Here is a 17090-nt window from a genome sequence, read left to right as displayed (position 1 = left end):
GATGGCCGCGCTGAAACGGATGGCGGCTCGCTCGGTGGTGTTGAGCGTGCTGCTCGGCGCGCATCCGGCCTGGGCGAGCGCTGCCGAGCTGATCAGGCTGACTGCCGATTTCGACATCAAGGAACCGACGCTGCGAGTGGCGCTGACTCGGATGGTCAGTGCCGGTGACCTGGTTCGCTCGGAGGACGGCTATCGGCTGTCGGACCGGCTGCTGACCCGTCAGCGCCGCCAGGACAATGCTGTCGACCCGCGTTTGCGTGCCTACGACGGTCAATGGCTGACGCTGGTCATCACCAGCGTCGGTACCGATGCCCGCACCCGTGCGTCTCTGCGGAATACCCTGCAGCAGTACCGGTTCGGCGAACTGCGCGAGGGTGTGTGGATGCGCCCGGACAATCTCGACCAGGCATTGCCCCAGGAGATCACCGACCGGGTGCGGGTCCTGCATACCCGCGACGACGATCCGGCCGGCCTGGCCGTCGCGCTGTGGGACCTTCCCGGCTGGCGGCACACCGGCGAGCAGTTGTTGGGCGAGATGTCCGCTGCGGCCGACGTTCCGGGGCGGTTCGTCGCGGCCGCAGGCATCGTGCGGCACCTACTCTCGGACCCGGTGCTGCCCGACGAGCTACTGCCGGGCGATTGGCCGGGTGCTGATTTGCGTAAGGCATACAACGACTTCGCGGCCGAACTCGTTGACCGGCGCGACCAGAACGAACTGATGGAGGCGACGTGACCGAAGCTGTCCGGGTCGAACGCAACGGGGCGGTCACCACGGTCATCATCGACCGCCCGCACGCCCGTAATGCGGTCGACGGGCCGACCGCCGCTGCCCTGTTCGCCGCGTTCGAGCAGTTCGACGCCGATGAGGACGCTGCGGTCGCGGTGCTGACCGGAGCCGGCGGAACCTTCTGTGCGGGTGCCGACCTCAAGGCGTTCGGTACGCCCGAGATGAACCGGCTGGACCCGACCGGACCCGGGCCGATGGGGCCGAGCCGAATGGTGTTGTCCAAGCCCGTGATCGCCGCGATCAGCGGCCACGCCGTGGCCGGTGGTTTGGAGCTGGCCCTGTGGTGTGACCTGCGGGTGGTCGAGGAGGACGCCGTGATGGGCGTGTTCTGCCGTCGGTGGGGAGTGCCCCTGGTCGACGGCGGCACCGTCCGGTTGCCCCGGCTGATCGGGCAGAGCCGCGCCATGGACCTGATCCTGACCGGGCGCGCCGTCGATGCCGCCGAAGCCCAGGCCATCGGCCTGGCCAACCGGGTGGTGCCGACGGGCCGGGCGCGTCCGGCGGCCGAGGAACTGGCCGCCGAACTCGCCCGTCTCCCTCAGCAGTGTCTGCGGGCCGACCGCCTTTCGGTATTGCACCAGTGGGGCGAATCCGAGCAGGCGGCAATGGAATTCGAGTTCGTCAGCATCGAGCGGGTCGCGGCAGAGGCGGCCGAGGGCGCAGGCCGGTTTGCCGGGGGAGCCGGCCGGCACGGCGCCAGCGCGAGCTGACCGCGCGCGGTTGCGCGGGCCCGAGGCTACCCGCGGTGACCACCGCCGGCACGTTGCTTGGCGCCGCCGCTGTTCAAATGCCAGACAGTCGGCCAGGCTGGCGATTCCCGCCCATGCCGGCAGGTCGGCAGTCGCCGTTGCCACACGAAAGAGCCCGCCCGTTCAGTGAACGGGCGGGCTCTTTCAGGCGTCGGTGAAGTCCGGTAGCTATCCCTTGCTGACTTTGTTGTTGCTGCCGGTGTTGGTGACCTTGGGGTCGCCCGCTGCATAGCTGACCGTGTTGTTGAGCCCGACAATGGAGAGCCCCTTGTCGATCCGCTCGAAGGTGATCTTGTTGTCGGATCCACCGATGTTCACGTTGGCGCAGGTTCCCTTGACGGTCAGCGTGTTGTTGGTCCCGCCCACCGTGAGGGATTTACCGTCGGCGCAGTCGATGTCAGTCGTGTTGCCGACCGACATGTAGTTGATGGTGTTGCCGACCTCGACGTTGACCCCGGAGTCTCCCGCGGTGGCGCTGGGGGAGTTGGTATCCGAGCTTTCGGATCCGCAGGCGGCGAGGGTGAGTGCGGCCGCGGTGGCACCGACGGCAAGGATCAGTTGGGTGTGGGGAAAACGGGTGCGCACGGGTCTGTCTCTGCTTTCTTGGTCAGGCAGCGTCAGGAGGCGACGCGGCCGATCTGGTTGACCATCGCCAGTTCGCGGCCGCGGTCGACGATAATCGGGTCGCCGTTCTTGAAGAAAACCGTCTGGTCCCAGCCGTACACGGTGATGTCGTTGATGACGTTGTCGGCGACGATCACGTTGGACGTCCCCTGCACCGTGATCGCCCAGCAGGTGCCCAACGCGGTGACCCGGTTGTTGGATCCGGTGACGAACAGCGTGGCGTTGTTGCAGTCCACGGTTTGTTCGGTGCTCTGCCCGTTGATGGTGGTGTCACCGTTCTCGGCTGCCGCGCCGGGTGTACCGGCGGTGAGCGCGAGCGGCAATGCGAGCAGTCCAGCAGCCACTGTCCGGCCCACAAGTTTCGAATTCACGGTGAGTCCCCTTCCGATCCGCTGCGAGAAGAGTACGTGGCCACCGTGCGGTGACGGCAAGTGTTGACCAGTTTGGCGGGCGGTTGTCGACAGGTCGCGAGCTGAGTGCCTGCTCGGTACCGTATTCAGCAATGCGTCGGTGTGTCGTTCAGGCTGCTGCCGTGGCAGTCACAGCCGTGGTGACCGTCGCGGGGTGCTCGCACACCATCGACGGAACTGCCGAGCGCGCATCGACCGATACCGCCGATCCCGATCGCAGTTTCGGCTACGTCGACGACCGGTGCGGACTACTCGTCGACAGCACGATCCAGGCGATCCTGACCGCCGACAACGTGGTTCGTCCGTACAGCGGTGCGGTCTGCCAGTACGTGTTGTCACGCAAGGTGGGTGCGGCACCGAACGTGGGCTCCCTGCCGATGCTCGACGTGATCTTCTCCTGGTTCGAGACAGGGTCACTGGAGCGGGAGCGGGAGTTGGCCCAGCGCCGGTCCGCCGAGATCACCGACGTCGTGATCGAGCGGCACCAGGCGTTTGTGGCCCGACGGGATGTGACCGGCGCGGCTTGTTCGGCAACTGCGGCGGCCGGGTCGGGTGTGATCAGTTGGTGGGTCCAGTTCCGCGGCGCGGCCAATGCCGGCAAGGGCGATCCATGCCAGGATGCCAAGAAGCTGCTCGCGGCCACTTTGCAGTCGGAACTCTGACCGTGGCGTACCGCTCGCTCGCTGTGATGTGCCTGGCCGGTGCGGCCCTGGCGGCATCGATGACCGCGTGCGGGGCGGCGGATACACCGTCGACCCCCGAGCCTGCGGTCCCTGGCGGCGGTTTTCACGGCGCGGACTGCAACGGCATCACCGATGCGGACATCGCCGAAGCGGTCGGGTCGTCGATGTTCACCAAGGCCGTGGTCAGCGACGCCGGATGCTTCTGGCAGGAAAACTCGGTACTGGGCACCTTCGGTGCCGGCATGGGCATCTCTACGTGGTGGTACCGGGGCAGTGATATGGACACCGAACGGACACTGGAGACCCGGGCCGGGCGCACCCTCACCGAACTGTCGATCGACGGGAACAAGGGCTTTCGGGCGGCCGACGCGAATGTATGCAGCATCTACGTGGCCAAGGGGCGAGACGTCATCACCTGGTCTATCCAGAGCATGAATCCGGCCACGCTGCCCGATCTGTGTCAGGTCGTCGAGAAACTTGCCCGGCTGAGTCAGGGCCGGGTCAACTGATCTGCGGTGTCGGAGGGGCTACAGTTTCACCGCGACCCCAACGGCGGCGTCAATCACATCGACTCGAAGGCAGTACCTACATGTCAGCTCGGCCGGAGCCACAGGCGGCTGGCACCCGACGTTCCCAGTCCCGGCCGGCGCGGACCACCAAGCTCAGCCGTGACGCCATTGTGAATGCGGCGCTGACGTTCCTGGACCGTGAGGGCTGGGACGCGTTGACCATCAATGCACTGGCCAACCAGCTCGGCACCAAGGGTCCGTCGCTCTATAACCATGTACACAGCCTTGACGACCTGCGTCGCACCGTCCGGATGCGCGTGATCGACGACATCATCGAGATGCTCAACACCGTCGGTTCCGGCCGCACGCGCGACGACGCGGTGGCTTTGATGGCCAGCGCCTACCGCAGCTACGCCCACCACCATCCCGGTCGCTACTCGGCGTTCACCCGGATGCCGTTCGGCGGCGATCCCGAGTACTCGGCGGCGACCAGGGCTGCGGCGGGGCCGGTCATCGAGGTGCTGACCTCGTATGGACTGGAGGGCGAGGAGGCCTTCTATGCCGCCCTGCAGTTCTGGTCTGCCCTGCACGGCTTTGTCCTGCTGGAAATGACCGGCGTGATGGACGATATCGACACCGATGCGGTGTTCACCGATATGCTGCGGCGGTTGGCCTCTGGTATGGGGCAACTCGGGTCGTAGCGTCTGACCTGGGAATAGGTCGCCGCGAGCGGGTTTGGTCCGGCGCGCCCAGCCCTGGTATTGTGGTGGATCGTGCCTGGCCGGAAGGCGCATGCGGCTGAGTGTTTCGCTAGCGTGCCCGCACGCCGGGCCAATTTGCATGCACGCATCGGAATTCCGCCGATGTAAGAACGTGCGACACGCCCGGACGCGGGGTACGCGGCCGGGGGGATAACTGCAGTACAGAGACTTAAACAGCAAAGAGCAACACAGAGAAAGCCGGTACATGCCAACCATCAACCAGCTGGTCCGCAAGGGTCGCCGCGACAAGGTCGCGAAGGTCAAGACCGCGGCCCTCAAGGGCAGCCCGCAGCGCCGTGGTGTGTGCACCCGCGTGTACACCACCACCCCGAAGAAGCCGAACTCGGCACTTCGCAAGGTCGCGCGCGTGAAGCTGACCAGTGGGGTTGAGGTCACCGCCTACATCCCCGGTGAGGGTCACAACCTGCAGGAGCACTCGATGGTGCTCGTGCGTGGCGGGCGTGTGAAGGACCTTCCGGGTGTCCGTTACAAGATCATCCGCGGGTCGCTGGACACCCAGGGTGTCAAGAACCGCAAGCAGGCCCGTAGCCGCTACGGCGCCAAGAAGGAGAAGAGCTGATGCCGCGCAAGGGTCCCGCGCCGAAGCGTCCGTTGGTCAACGATCCGGTCTACGGGTCGCAGCTGGTCACCCAGTTGGTCAACAAGGTTCTGCTGGACGGCAAGAAGTCGCTGGCCGAGCGCATCGTCTACGGCGCGCTTGAGCAGGCTCGTGACAAGACCGGCACCGATCCGGTCGTCACCCTCAAGCGTGCGCTCGACAACGTCAAGCCCGCCCTCGAGGTGCGCAGCCGCCGCGTCGGTGGCGCCACCTACCAGGTGCCGGTCGAGGTGCGCCCCGAGCGCTCCACCACGCTGGCCCTGCGCTGGCTGGTCAGCTTCTCCAAGGCCCGTCGCGAGAAGACCATGGTCGAGCGCCTCGCCAACGAGATCATGGACGCGAGCAACGGTCTCGGCGCCGCAGTGAAGCGTCGTGAGGACACTCACAAGATGGCCGAAGCGAACCGGGCTTTCGCTCACTACCGCTGGTGATATCCGCGCTCGGCATCCAGCGTCGGGTGCCAGTGGGCGCGCAAACGAACACCTAATCAAGCAAGCGAAAAGTTGGGAAGACTTCCGTGGCACAGGACGTGCTGACAGACCTGAACAAGGTCCGCAACATCGGCATCATGGCGCACATCGACGCCGGCAAGACGACGACGACCGAGCGGATCCTTTATTACACCGGCGTCAATTATAAGATCGGCGAGACGCACGACGGCGCTTCGACGACCGACTGGATGGAGCAGGAGCAGGAGCGGGGTATCACCATTACCTCCGCGGCTGTCACCTGTTTCTGGAACGACAACCAGATCAACATCATCGACACCCCCGGGCACGTCGATTTCACCGTTGAGGTGGAGCGCTCGCTCCGTGTCCTTGACGGCGCCGTTGCCGTGTTCGACGGCAAAGAGGGTGTCGAGCCGCAGTCCGAGCAGGTGTGGCGTCAGGCCGACAAGTACGACGTGCCGCGGATCTGTTTCGTCAACAAGATGGACAAGCTCGGTGCGGACTTCTACTTCACCGTGCAGACCATCAAGGACCGCCTCGGAGCCAAGCCGCTGGTGATCCAGCTGCCGATCGGTGCCGAGAACGACTTCGAAGGCATCATCGACCTGGTCGAGATGAACGCCAAGGTGTGGCGCGGCGAGACGAAGCTCGGTGAGAGCTACGAGGTCGTCGAGATTCCCGCCGACTTGGCCGACAAGGCAGCCGAGTACCGCAGCGAACTGCTGGATACCGTCGCCGAGACCGACGAGGCGCTTCTGGAGAAGTACCTCGGCGGCGAGGAACTCACGATCGATGAGATCAAGGGCGGCATCCGCAAGCTGACCGTGAACAGCGAGCTGTACCCGGTGCTGTGCGGCAGCGCGTTCAAGAACAAGGGTGTGCAGCCCATGCTGGACGCCGTGATCGATTACCTCCCGTCCCCGCTGGACGTCGAGTCCGTCGTGGGCCACGTCCCCGGCAAGGAGGACGAAGAGGTCGTTCGCAAGCCTTCGACCGACGAGCCGTTCGCGGCGCTGGCGTTCAAGATCGCCGTGCACCCGTTCTTCGGCAAGCTCACCTACGTCCGGGTGTACTCGGGCAAGGTCGAGTCCGGTGCGCAGGTTGTGAACGCGACCAAGGGCAAGAAGGAGCGGCTGGGCAAGCTGTTCCAGATGCACGCCAACAAGGAGAACCCGGTCGAGTCGGCGTCTGCCGGTCACATCTACGCGGTGATCGGTCTGAAGGACACCACCACCGGCGACACCCTGTGCGATGCGAGCCAGCAGATCGTGCTGGAGTCGATGACCTTCCCGGATCCGGTGATCCAGGTGGCCATCGAGCCCAAGACCAAGAGTGACCAGGAGAAGCTGGGCACCGCGATCCAGAAGCTCGCCGAAGAGGATCCGACCTTCAAGGTGCACCTGGACCAGGAGACCGGCCAGACCGTCATCGGCGGTATGGGCGAGCTGCACCTGGACATCCTGGTCGACCGGATGCGTCGCGAGTTCAAGGTCGAGGCCAATGTCGGCAAGCCCCAGGTGGCTTACAAGGAGACCATTCGCAAGAAGGTCGACAAGGTCGAGTTCACCCACAAGAAGCAGACGGGTGGATCGGGCCAGTTCGCGAAGGTGCTCATCTCCATCGAGCCGTTCAGCGGCGAGGACGGTGCCACCTACGAGTTCGAGAACAAGGTCACCGGTGGCCGCGTTCCGCGTGAGTACATCCCGTCGGTGGATGCCGGTGCGCAGGACGCCATGCAGTACGGCGTGTTGGCCGGCTACCCGCTGGTGAACCTGAAGGTGACGCTGCTCGATGGCGCTTATCACGAGGTCGACTCCTCGGAAATGGCGTTCAAGGTGGCGGGTTCGCAGGTGCTGAAGAAGGCCGCCCAGGCGGCCCAACCGGTCATCCTGGAGCCCATCATGGCCGTCGAGGTCATCACGCCCGAGGACTACATGGGTGAAGTGATCGGCGACCTGAACTCCCGCCGTGGTCAGATCCAGGCCATGGAAGAGCGCAGCGGCGCACGCGTTGTCAAGGCGGCCGTGCCTCTGTCGGAGATGTTCGGCTATGTCGGAGACCTTCGGTCGAAGACCCAGGGTCGGGCGAACTACTCCATGGTGTTTGACTCGTACGCTGAGGTTCCGGCGAACGTGTCGAAGGAGATCATCGCGAAGGCGACGGGTCAGTAGTCCGTCTCCGTCGGGACCACAACTGAAGAAATCGAAACTGCTTACTCAAGCACCAACAAGTCCAGGAGGACACCACAGTGGCGAAGGCGAAGTTCGAGCGGACCAAGCCGCACGTGAACATCGGCACCATCGGTCACGTCGACCACGGCAAGACCACCACGACTGCAGCGATCACCAAGGTCCTGCATGACAAGTACCCGGACCTCAACGAGAGCTTTGCCTTCGATCAGATCGACAAGGCTCCCGAAGAGAAGGCTCGTGGTATCACGATCAACATCTCCCACGTGGAGTACCAGACGGACAAGCGCCACTACGCTCACGTCGATGCTCCCGGTCACGCCGACTACATCAAGAACATGATCACCGGCGCGGCTCAGATGGACGGTGCGATCCTGGTGGTGGCCGCGACTGATGGCCCGATGCCTCAGACCCGCGAGCACGTTCTGCTTGCTCGCCAGGTGGGTGTGCCTTACATCCTCGTCGCCCTGAACAAGGCCGACATGGTTGACGACGAAGAAATCATGGAACTGGTCGAGATGGAGGTCCGCGAACTGCTGGCCGCCCAGGACTTCGACGAGGAAGCCCCGGTCATCCCGATCTCGGCGCTGAAGGCTCTCGAAGGTGACCCGAAGTGGGTCAAGTCGATCGAGGACCTCATGCAGGCCGTCGACGATTCGATTCCGGATCCGGTTCGTGAAACCGACAAGCCGTTCCTGATGCCCGTCGAGGATGTCTTCACCATCACCGGTCGTGGCACCGTGGTGACCGGCCGTATCGAGCGTGGCGTGGTCAACGTCAACGAAGAGGTCGAGATCGTCGGCATCAGGCCGACCGTCACCAAGACCACGGTCACCGGTGTGGAGATGTTCCGCAAGCTGCTCGACCAGGGCCAGGCCGGCGACAACGTCGGTCTGCTGGTCCGCGGCATCAAGCGCGAGGACGTCGAGCGTGGCCAGGTTGTGGTCAAGCCCGGCACCACCACCCCGCACACCGAGTTCGAGGGCAGCGTCTACATCCTGTCCAAGGACGAGGGCGGTCGTCACACGCCGTTCTTCAACAACTACCGTCCGCAGTTCTACTTCCGTACCACGGACGTGACCGGCGTGGTTACCCTGCCCGAGGGCACCGAGATGGTGATGCCCGGTGACAACACCGACATCTCCGTCGTGCTGATCCAGCCGGTCGCCATGGACGAGGGCCTGCGTTTCGCGATTCGCGAGGGCGGCCGTACCGTCGGCGCCGGCCGGGTCACCAAGATCGTCAAGTGATGATCTGACCTGGTACTGCGAAAACCCCCGAGATCTCCGGATCTCGGGGGTTTTTGTATGCAAGCTGCCGAGCGTCACCCGGGCGGTCGGCCTTCCGTTCTGATTGGCGCAGTGGTGTAACGCAGGTGGCGGGTGGGGCGATGGACCCCACAGAGACAAAGGGTATGGGGGTCGGGCGATGTTTCGAACGATAGCTGCGCTGGTGGGCGCCGGCGTGGTCGCCGGTGCGGCACTGATCGGCTTGACGGGACCGGCGGCAGCGAGCCCCGGATGTCCTGACGTGCACTGGATCGGCGTAGCCGGTTCGGGTGAACGTGACGATCCGACGGTTGATGCCGGCATGGGCCGGGTGATCTACAACTCCCTACGTGATTTGTCCGTGTGGGTGCAGCAGGACGGTCGCACGATGACGGCCGAGGCGGTGGTCTACCCGGCTGCGCCGGTGCCCGCGGACGGCGATGTGCTGGGCTGGGGTGGCTTCATGAGCAGTGTCGACACCGGGGTGGCGGCGTTGGCGAATCAATATGCCGGATTCACCCAGCGGTGCCCTTCCAGCGAGGTGGTGCTGGCCGGCTATTCGCAGGGCGCGATGGTGGTCCACCGCAATCTGGCCGCACTGGCGGACAGTCCGAATCTGACGGCGGCTCTGTTGGTCGCCGACGGTGACCGCCTGCCGGCCGATCCCACCGTCAACCTGGGTACGGCCAGCATGGTGAGCGGCACCGGGAAAGGGAAGGGCGTCGCGCAGGACTGGCCGATCCTGGCCCACGCTCCCGCGCCGCTGTCGCCGTCGATCGGCAGTCGGACGATCAGCGTGTGCGATCGCGGCGATGCGGTCTGTGACTACGACGAGGACGCCGACGAGGTGACTGCCACCGCGGTGGCGGTGCACACCAGCTACGCCCGCTCGAGCGGCGGTGGCTATCGGTGGACCTGGCCGTTGTACCGGATGCTGGGCCCGTCGTCGATGCAGCAGCAGACCGTGCCGGTGGACGGCTCGACGGGTGGCGTCGTTCACTCCTGACCAGGGTGCCCGTGGGCGCTAATCTGAGGGCGCCCAACCGACGGCAGGAGCCTGTGATGTCCACATTCTGGCGGTACGTGCGCATTCAGGCCTTCGTGTTGATGTGTGGCATCGTCGGCCCGATCTTCCTGGTCATCTACTTCGTCTCCGGAGCCGATCCGTTGCTGAAGTGGATGTTCTGGGTGGGCCTGTTGATCACCGCCATCGACGTCTTGATCCCGCTCGGGATCACGGCCGCGGGATCGAAGTCGGCGGCGCAGAACGAGAAGCTCGAACAGGTGGGTGTACTGGCTCTGGCTCAGGTCACCGGTATCCACGAGACCGGCACCCGCATCAACGAGCAGCCGTTGGTGAAGTTGGATCTGCAGATCTCCGGACCCGGCATTGCACCGTTCGCCAGTCAGGACCGGGTGCTGGCGTCAGTGTCGCGGCTGCCGATGATCACCAACCGAAGACTGGCCGTGCTGGTCGACCCGACCACCAACGAGTACCGGATCGATTGGGAGAGAAGCAGTCTGGTCAGCGGGCTGATGCCGGCGACGTTCACGCTCGCCGAGGAGAACCAGACCTACGACCTGACTGGTCAGGCCGGCCCGCTGATGGAGATCCTGCAGATCCTCAAGGCGAACGGCATCGGCATCGACAACATGGTCGACCTGCGGGCCAATCCGGCGGTGCGTGAGCAGGTCCAGGCCGTGGTGCGGCGCGTGACCGCCCAGCACGCGGCGTCGGCCCCGCCGGCAGCCGCGCCGGTTCCGTCGTCGGCATCGTTCCCTGCGCCGCCGGCGCCCTCGACCGCCCAACGCCTTCAGGAACTGGAGACCTTGCGCGCCACCGGTGCCATCAGCGACGACGAGTACACGGTGAAACGACAGCAGATCATCGCCGAGCTCTGATCCCATTGACCGGTACCAGACCAGGAACACGTTCTACTTCTGCTGTTAGCCTGTGGCCAGACTCACGGAAGGGATCCTGGGATGGCGGCAGGTAACGCAACACTGGAAGGCCGCGTGGCATTCGTCACCGGCGCCGCACGTGGTCAGGGGCGCGCGCATGCGGTGCGGTTGGCCAACGAAGGCGCCGACATCATCGCCATCGATGTGTGCCGTCCGGTCGACGACACGATCACCTACCCGGCCGCGACGCCGGAGGATCTGGCCGAGACCGTCGCCGCCGTGGAGGCTGCGGGGCGCAAGGTGCTTGCGCGCGAGGTCGACATCCGCGATCTGGCTGCCCAGCAGCAGGTGGTGGCCGACGGCATCGAGCAGTTCGGCCGACTGGACATCGTGGTGGCCAACGCCGGGGTGCTCAGCTGGGGCCGGCTGTTCGAGCTTTCGCCCGAGCAGTTCGACACCATTGTCGACGTCAATCTCAACGGCACCTGGCGGACCATCCGGGCTGCCGTACCCGCCATGATCGAGGCGGGTAACGGCGGCTCGATCATCGTCGTCAGCTCCTCGGCCGGCCTCAAGGCCACGCCGGGCAACGGCCACTACTCGGCGTCCAAGCACGGTCTGGTCGCCCTGACCAACGCTCTGGCACTTGAGGTGGGGGAGTTCGGTATTCGGGTCAACTCGATTCATCCGTATTCGGTGGACACCCCGATGATCGAGCCCCAGGCGATGGCCGAGGTGTTCGCGAAGTACCCGGGCTATCTGCACAGTTTCGCGCCGATGCCGTATCAGCCGGCGGGCCAGGCCGCCGAGGGCTTGTCGGCATTCATGACGCCGGCCGAGGTCGCCGATGTGGTGGCGTGGCTGGCCGGTGACAACTCGGCCACTCTGTCGGGCAGCCAGATCGCCGTCGACCGTGGTGTGCTCAAGTACTGACGATCCGTCGCGGTCAGCCCGGGAGAACGAGCACTGGAACCGGGCTGTGCCGCAGGATCTTTGACCCGTGTGAGCCCAGGAAGACCCGGGCGACCGTGCCACCGGGCGAGGTCCCGATTGCCAGGATTTCGCCGTCGATCCAGTCGATGGCATCGATCGCGTCGCTCCAGTTGTTGCCGGTGACGACCTGAAGTTCCACCTCGTCACCGATGACCTTGTCGTCCTTCAGGCGCAGCAGCGCCTGTCGGGCCTGTTTCGCCCACTCCTGCAGGATGGCATCCTCGGCGTGTAGTCCGACAGTCGGCGGATACATGTTGCGTCCCCGCACTGCGAACGTGACCAGCCGCATCGGGATGCCCAGACGCCGGCTCAGGTCGGCCACCTGCTGGACCACCGCCACCGCTTCGGGGGATCCGGGGTAGGCGCACGTGATGCGCACCAGCGCAGCCGATTTCGATCGTCGGTAGCCGCGCGGACTGAGGGCCAGCGGAACCGGGCAGGAGTGCAGCAGCCGGTCGGCGGTCGAGCCCACTACCACCTGGCCCAGTTGGCCCTCCGATGCGGACCCGAGCACGAGTAGTTCGGCGTCGAGCTCTCCGACGGCTGCCATCAGCCCGTCGGACACCGACCGGTGCGCGAACTTGTGGAAGCTGACCTCAAGGCGACCGTCGAGCGCGGCCACGTACTTGCGTGCCTGTTCGGCCGAGGATTCCGCCAACTGTGCTGCGTACTCGGCATATTCGGCGTCGACGCGGGCCGGTGACGGGTTCAGCCACGATCGCGGGACGACGGTGGCCACGGCCAGGGACGTGTTCAGGGTACGGGCCGCACCCACCCCGAGGTGCAGCGCCGACGCTCCGCCCTTGCCCGCGAGATACCCGACGACGACGGTCATCGGCTCTCCTCGGTTCCGGGCGTGGTCATTACGTCGTTTTCATCGGCCGCTGCGCCCGGGATATACCCGTCGCCACCGTCGTTGAGTGCGCTGTGATGCCGGCTCCACAGCAGATAGAACGACAGGACGAGGGTGACCCAGATGCTGAACCACAGCCAGGTGATGTGGGGCAGGCCGTAGAGCACGAAAAGGCAGGCCAGCACGGAAATGACCGGTGTCACCGGGTATCCGGGAACCTTGAAGGAGCGCGGCAGGTCCGGTTCCCGTACCCGCAGGATGATCACCCCGATCGACACCACGATGAATGCCACCAGGGTGCCGATCGACACCAGGTCCCACAGATAGTCCAGCGGTACCAACCCGGCCAGGGTGCCGGTCACCGCTGCCACGACGATGGTGTTGTTCACCGGAGTCATGGTGCGCGGGTTGACCTTTGCGAACATCGGCGGCAGCAGGCCGTCGCGTCCCATTGCGAACAGGATGCGGGTCTGGCCGTACATCACCACCAGGGTCACCGAGAAGATCGAAATCACCGCGCCCACGGCCAGCACGGTGCTGGCCCAGGTCTGGCCGTGCAGGATGTTGGTGAGCATCACCGACAATCCGGCCTCGGACTGCTCGTCGGAACCGAACTCGTCGGCGGATTGGGTGCCCAGGCCTGCGAACGCGACCAGGATGTAGATGCTGGTGACGACGATCAGCGCGCCGAGAATCGCCCGGGGCATGGTCTTCTGCGGATCCTTCACCTCATCGCCGGCGGTGGACACCGCGTCCAGACCGATGAAGGTGAAGAAGATGGTGCCGGCCGCGGCGGTGATGCCGGTGAACCCCTTATCCCAGAACCCGGCGAAGTGGTCGGTGGTGAACGCGGTGAGCGCGATGGCCACGAACATGCCGAGCACACACAGTTTCAGGAGCACCATGACGGTGTTGACCGCGGCGGACTCGCTTGCGCCGCGGATCAACAGGAGCGCGCACATGACGATCAGGACTGACGCGGGCAGGTTGATGACACCGGGGTTGTCTCCCCACGGGGCCGCGGACAGGGCGTGCGGCAATCGCCAGCCGAAGAGGTTGTCCAGCAGTTGATTGAGATAGCCGCTCCAACCGACCGCGGTGGCCGACATCGAGACACCGTATTCGAGGAGCAGGCAGGCCGCGACGCCCATCGCGATGAACTCGCCCATGGTGGTGTAGGCGTAGGAGTACGTCGACCCCGAAACCGGCACGGCCGAGGCCATTTCGGCATAACAGATCGCCGACAGGCCGGCGGCGATGCCGGCCACCAGGAACGACACCAATACTGCGGGGCCGGCTTTGGGGACCGCCTGTTGGAGCACGATGAAGATACCGGTGCCGACCGTGGCGCCGACACCGAACAGGGTCAGCTGGAACGTGCCGATACTTCGTTTGAGGTGATCGGACGCACCGTGCGCGACGGGCGCCCCGAAAACCGGTCGTCGTCGCAACATCTGGCTGGTCAGGTTGTTGGCTGGGGCGGACATGGTGCCTCCTTGCTGCCGATCAACCGATTATCGGCGCGCCTCGTTCAGGGTGTCAGCGAATTGGTCAACAGCCCAGTCGAGCTCGTCGGCGGTCACCACCAGGGGCGGCGCGAACCGCAGGGTCGAGCCGTGGGTGTCCTTGACCAGCACACCACGTTCGGCCAACGCCAGGCTGAGCTGTTTGCCGGTGCCCAGATCCGGGTCGATGTCCACTCCCGCCCACAGGCCCATACCGCGCACGGCCGTCACTCCGTGCCCGATCAACCCGGTGAGCCGGTTGTGCAGGTGCTCACCGAGTTGGGTTGAACGGAGCTGGAACTCGCCCCGGCGCAGCATGCCGACGACCGTCGTGCCGATGGCCGTGGCCAGTGGGTTGCCACCGAAGGTGGAGCCGTGCTCACCGGGGTGCAGTACTCCCAGGATCTCGCGGTCGGCCACCACCGCGGACAGTGGCACCACGCCGCCGCCCAGGGCCTTGCCGAGCAGATACACGTCGGGAATCACGGCCCAGTGCTCACAGGCGAAGGTGCGCCCGGTGCGGGCCAGGCCGGACTGGATCTCGTCGGCGATCAGCAGCACGTTGTTGCGGGTACAGATGTCGCGGACCCGTGGCAGGTAGTCGGCGGGCGGAACGATGATCCCGGCTTCGCCCTGGATCGGCTCGATCAACACGGCGGCGGTGTTCGCGTCGATCGCCTCGGCGAGCGCCCGATGGTCTCCGAACGGCACCGAGCGGAATCCGGGCGTGTAGGGGCCGAAGCCGCGGCGCGCGGACTCGTCGTCGGAGAAGCTGATGATGGTGGTGGTGCGACCGTGGAAGTTGTTGTGTGCCACCACGATATTCGATTCTCCGGCGGGCACGCCCTTGACATCCGTGGCCCATTTTCGGGCCACCTTGATGCCGCTCTCCACCGCCTCGGCGCCGCTGTTCATCGGCAGCACCATGTCTTTGCCGCACAGTTCGGCCAGTGCCTGCGCGAACGGACCGAGGCGGTCGGAGTGGAAGGCGCGGCTCACCAGTGTCAGCCGGTCCAGCTGGACGTGGGCGGTGGCGATGATCTCGGGATTGCGGTGGCCGAAGTTGACCGCCGAATAGGCCGCCAGACAATCGAGGTAGCGCCGGCCGGTCACATCGGTGATCCAGGCTCCTTCGGCGCTCTCCGCGACCACCGGCAGCGGTGAGTAGTTGTGGGCGACACAGCGCTGGTCGAGCGCGATCGCGGCAGCGATCGCGGGGTCCGGGATGGCCGGGTTGTCCACGCTGTCCACCATGGTCATGGATACCGCTCCAGGGTGCAGCATTTGACGGATCCGCCGCCTTTGAGAAGTTCGGACAGGTCGACGCCGATCGGCTCGAAGCCGGCCCGGCGCAGCTGGTCGGCGAATCCCGTGGCAGCGGCGGGCATCACGACGTGCCTGCCGTCGGACACCACGTTGAGGCCCAGCACGTAGGCGTCCGCAGAGCCGACTTCGATGGCGTCGCCGAACAATTCGCCGATACGCCGGCGGGCGTCGTCACTGAAGGCCGGGGCATAGTAGGCGATGGTCGAGTCGTCGAGCACCGCCAGCGCGGTATCGAGGTGATAGAAGCGCGGGTCGACGAGTTCCAGGCTGGTCACGTCCAGCCCGGTGGCGGCCGCGATCTCGCCGTGGGCGCGCCGATCGGTGCGAAAACCGTATCCGGCCAGCAGGTTCGACCCGACGAGCAGCAGGTCGCCCTGGCCCTCGTTGATGTGATCGGTGAACACCGTGCGGTAGCCGGCGGCGGTCATCCACTCCGCGTAGGCGTCGGCCTCACTGGCGCGCTGCGGATAAGCGAAGCGGGCGACCACGGCGGTGTCCCCGAGGAGGAAGCCGCCGTTGGCGGCGTAGACCATGTCGGGCAGACCGGTGCGTGGGGTCACCAGGTCGACGGTGTGGCCGAGGTCGGCGTAGACCCGGCGCAGCGCGTCCCACTGCGACAGTGCGAGTGCGGTGTCCACCGGGGCGGTGGTGTCCATCCACGGGTTGATGGCGTATTCGACGGTGAAGAACTCCGGGGCGGTCATGGCGTAGTGGCGGTTGGTCGCGGTACGCGCGGGGGACACAGCGGTCCGCGCGGGGGACACAGCGGTACGCGCGGGGGACACAGCGGTCCGCGCGGGGGACACAGCGGTCCCGGGTGCGGGCGCAGCGTCAGGCATGACTTCATCGAAAATCGTCATGTTTCGACGATAGGAAGCATTCGTGACGCAATCAATCACTCCCTGTTGCGTCTAGAGCAGGGATATATTGCATGAACTGCCGTATGGCGGCGGTTTGTTGTGTGGAGGTCGATGTGGAACGTCTGGACGACACCGACGAGCGGATCCTGGCCGTACTCACCGAGCACGCCAGGGCGACGTTCGCCGAGATCGGGCAGCGCGTGAGCCTGTCGGCGCCCGCGGTCAAGCGTCGGGTGGACCGCATGGTCGCCGACGGGGTGATCCGGGGCTTCACCACGGTGATCGACCGCAATGTCCTCGGCTGGCGCACCGAGGCGTACGTGCAGGTGTACTGCCAGGGCACCATCGCCCCGGATCAGTTGCGCGCGGCCTGGATCGACATTCCCGAAGTGGTCAGTGCGGCAACGGTCACCGGCACCGCCGACGCCATCCTGCACGTCCTGGCGCGCGACATGCGCCACCTCGAGGAGGCCCTGGAACGCATCCGCTCAACGGCGAGTATCGAGCGCAGCGAAAGCATCGTGGTGCTCACGAACGTCATAGAGCGGGGCCGGTCCTGAGTGAGCCGGTGGCCTGCGCAAACATAGGGTGCCCTACAACACT

19 protein-coding genes are annotated in these 17090 nt (G+C 65.6%); 13 read left to right on the top strand and 6 right to left on the bottom strand.

The features are described from left to right. The first annotated feature begins 1 nt into the window (after position 1). Entirely contained in the window at positions 2–733 is a 732-nt protein-coding gene (locus G6N44_RS12130) for a PaaX family transcriptional regulator C-terminal domain-containing protein (RefSeq protein WP_163664258.1), read from the top strand. Next, on the top strand, positions 730–1497 hold the full coding sequence (locus G6N44_RS12125; RefSeq protein WP_163664256.1) for a crotonase/enoyl-CoA hydratase family protein: 768 nt from the start codon (positions 730–732) through the stop codon (positions 1495–1497). The genes G6N44_RS12130 and G6N44_RS12125 overlap by 4 nt, the downstream gene beginning before the upstream one ends. Positions 1498–1704: 207 nt before the next feature. Here the strand turns inward: G6N44_RS12125 and G6N44_RS12120 are convergent, their stop codons facing one another. Both G6N44_RS12120 and G6N44_RS12115 read right to left on the bottom strand, forming a co-directional pair. Further along, on the bottom strand, positions 1705–2121 hold the full coding sequence (locus G6N44_RS12120; RefSeq protein ID WP_179964517.1) for a DUF3060 domain-containing protein: 417 nt from the start codon (positions 2119–2121) through the stop codon (positions 1705–1707). 32 nt (positions 2122–2153) lie between these two features. Continuing rightward, positions 2154–2531 (bottom strand): DUF3060 domain-containing protein, encoded by a 378-nt coding sequence (locus tag G6N44_RS12115; protein WP_163664254.1) that lies wholly within the window; start codon positions 2529–2531, stop codon positions 2154–2156. A 131-nt stretch (positions 2532–2662) separates the two neighbouring features. Here G6N44_RS12115 and G6N44_RS12110 point away from each other — a divergent pair, with 131 nt between their 5' ends. The 10 genes from G6N44_RS12110 (at position 2663) to G6N44_RS12065 (ending at position 11883) form a co-directional block, all read left to right on the top strand. Further along, positions 2663–3232, top strand: a complete 570-nt coding sequence (locus G6N44_RS12110; protein WP_163664252.1) for a DUF3558 domain-containing protein — start codon at positions 2663–2665, stop codon at positions 3230–3232. Between the two features lie 59 nt (positions 3233–3291). Further along, complete coding sequence (locus tag G6N44_RS12105) at positions 3292–3762, top strand: DUF3558 domain-containing protein (protein WP_235683078.1); 471 nt, start codon at positions 3292–3294, stop codon at positions 3760–3762. 80 nt (positions 3763–3842) lie between these two features. Beyond that, complete coding sequence (locus G6N44_RS12100; RefSeq protein ID WP_163664250.1) at positions 3843–4463, top strand: TetR/AcrR family transcriptional regulator; 621 nt, start codon at positions 3843–3845, stop codon at positions 4461–4463. A gap of 265 nt (positions 4464–4728) precedes the next feature. Then, a complete protein-coding gene (gene rpsL, locus G6N44_RS12095; RefSeq protein WP_003881867.1) occupies positions 4729–5103 on the top strand; it encodes a 30S ribosomal protein S12 in 375 nt (124 codons plus the stop codon). Further along, a complete protein-coding gene (gene rpsG / locus G6N44_RS12090) occupies positions 5103–5573 on the top strand; it encodes a 30S ribosomal protein S7 (RefSeq protein WP_155916076.1) in 471 nt (156 codons plus the stop codon). Before rpsL ends, rpsG begins: the two co-directional genes overlap by 1 nt. An 86-nt stretch (positions 5574–5659) precedes the next feature. Next, positions 5660–7762 carry an elongation factor G gene (gene fusA, locus G6N44_RS12085; protein WP_163664248.1) on the top strand — a complete coding sequence of 701 codons (2103 nt, stop codon included), beginning with the start codon at positions 5660–5662 and terminating at the stop codon, positions 7760–7762. A 77-nt stretch (positions 7763–7839) separates the two neighbouring features. Beyond that, positions 7840–9030 carry an elongation factor Tu gene (tuf, locus tag G6N44_RS12080; protein ID WP_163664246.1) on the top strand — a complete coding sequence of 397 codons (1191 nt, stop codon included), beginning with the start codon at positions 7840–7842 and terminating at the stop codon, positions 9028–9030. Positions 9031–9208: 178 nt separating this feature from the next. Continuing rightward, the gene (locus tag G6N44_RS12075; RefSeq protein WP_163664244.1) at positions 9209–10054 is read left to right on the top strand and encodes a cutinase family protein; all 846 of its coding nucleotides are present in this window, start codon (positions 9209–9211) and stop codon (positions 10052–10054) included. A gap of 56 nt (positions 10055–10110) precedes the next feature. Beyond that, on the top strand, positions 10111–10950 hold the full coding sequence (locus G6N44_RS12070) for an SHOCT domain-containing protein (protein WP_163664242.1): 840 nt from the start codon (positions 10111–10113) through the stop codon (positions 10948–10950). Positions 10951–11031: 81 nt separating this feature from the next. Then, a complete protein-coding gene (locus G6N44_RS12065) occupies positions 11032–11883 on the top strand; it encodes a mycofactocin-coupled SDR family oxidoreductase (protein WP_163664240.1) in 852 nt (283 codons plus the stop codon). A gap of 13 nt (positions 11884–11896) precedes the next feature. On the opposite strand, the gene G6N44_RS12060 is transcribed toward G6N44_RS12065, so the two are convergent. Genes G6N44_RS12060 through ddaH form a run of 4 tightly spaced genes read right to left on the bottom strand, consistent with a single transcriptional unit; the run spans position 11897 to position 16487 of the window. Then, a complete protein-coding gene (locus tag G6N44_RS12060; protein WP_163664238.1) occupies positions 11897–12778 on the bottom strand; it encodes a universal stress protein in 882 nt (293 codons plus the stop codon). After that, positions 12775–14283: an amino acid permease gene (locus G6N44_RS12055; protein ID WP_163664236.1), complete on the bottom strand. Its 1509-nt coding sequence runs from the start codon at positions 14281–14283 to the stop codon at positions 12775–12777. The genes G6N44_RS12060 and G6N44_RS12055 overlap by 4 nt, the downstream gene beginning before the upstream one ends. 27 nt (positions 14284–14310) lie before the next feature. Then, a complete protein-coding gene (rocD, locus tag G6N44_RS12050) occupies positions 14311–15561 on the bottom strand; it encodes an ornithine--oxo-acid transaminase (protein WP_163664234.1) in 1251 nt (416 codons plus the stop codon). Further along, positions 15558–16487, bottom strand: a complete 930-nt coding sequence (ddaH, locus tag G6N44_RS12045; protein WP_276039415.1) for a dimethylargininase — start codon at positions 16485–16487, stop codon at positions 15558–15560. Before ddaH ends, rocD begins: the two co-directional genes overlap by 4 nt. Positions 16488–16600: 113 nt before the next feature. On the opposite strand from ddaH, the gene G6N44_RS12040 reads away from it, so the two are divergent. Then, complete coding sequence (locus G6N44_RS12040; protein WP_163664232.1) at positions 16601–17047, top strand: Rv2324 family transcriptional regulator; 447 nt, start codon at positions 16601–16603, stop codon at positions 17045–17047. Positions 17048–17090: the final 43 nt, after the last annotated feature.

The organism is Mycolicibacterium alvei (assembly GCF_010727325.1).
In the GTDB taxonomy this organism is placed as follows: domain Bacteria; phylum Actinomycetota; class Actinomycetes; order Mycobacteriales; family Mycobacteriaceae; genus Mycobacterium; species Mycobacterium alvei.
This window is presented reverse-complemented; position numbering and strand designations above follow the sequence as displayed.

Bases quoted from the DNA above. Each gene is read 5' to 3' on its own strand.
- G6N44_RS12130 (WP_163664258.1), top strand. From the start codon at position 2: ATGGCCGCGCTGAAACGGATGGCGGCTCGCTCGGTGGTGTTGAGCGTG.
- G6N44_RS12110 (WP_163664252.1), top strand. From the start codon at position 2,663: ATGCGTCGGTGTGTCGTTCAGGCTGCTGCCGTGGCAGTCACAGCCGTG.
- G6N44_RS12105 (WP_235683078.1), top strand. From the start codon at position 3,292: ATGACCGCGTGCGGGGCGGCGGATACACCGTCGACCCCCGAGCCTGCG.
- G6N44_RS12100 (WP_163664250.1), top strand. From the start codon at position 3,843: ATGTCAGCTCGGCCGGAGCCACAGGCGGCTGGCACCCGACGTTCCCAG.
- rpsL (WP_003881867.1), top strand. From the start codon at position 4,729: ATGCCAACCATCAACCAGCTGGTCCGCAAGGGTCGCCGCGACAAGGTC.
- rpsG (WP_155916076.1), top strand. From the start codon at position 5,103: ATGCCGCGCAAGGGTCCCGCGCCGAAGCGTCCGTTGGTCAACGATCCG.
- G6N44_RS12075 (WP_163664244.1), top strand. From the start codon at position 9,209: ATGTTTCGAACGATAGCTGCGCTGGTGGGCGCCGGCGTGGTCGCCGGT.
- G6N44_RS12070 (WP_163664242.1), top strand. From the start codon at position 10,111: ATGTCCACATTCTGGCGGTACGTGCGCATTCAGGCCTTCGTGTTGATG.
- G6N44_RS12065 (WP_163664240.1), top strand. From the start codon at position 11,032: ATGGCGGCAGGTAACGCAACACTGGAAGGCCGCGTGGCATTCGTCACC.
- G6N44_RS12060 (WP_163664238.1), bottom strand. From the start codon at position 12,778: ATGACCGTCGTCGTCGGGTATCTCGCGGGCAAGGGCGGAGCGTCGGCG.
- G6N44_RS12055 (WP_163664236.1), bottom strand. From the start codon at position 14,283: ATGTCCGCCCCAGCCAACAACCTGACCAGCCAGATGTTGCGACGACGA.
- rocD (WP_163664234.1), bottom strand. From the start codon at position 15,561: ATGACCATGGTGGACAGCGTGGACAACCCGGCCATCCCGGACCCCGCG.
- ddaH (WP_276039415.1), bottom strand. From the start codon at position 16,487: ATGACGATTTTCGATGAAGTCATGCCTGACGCTGCGCCCGCACCCGGG.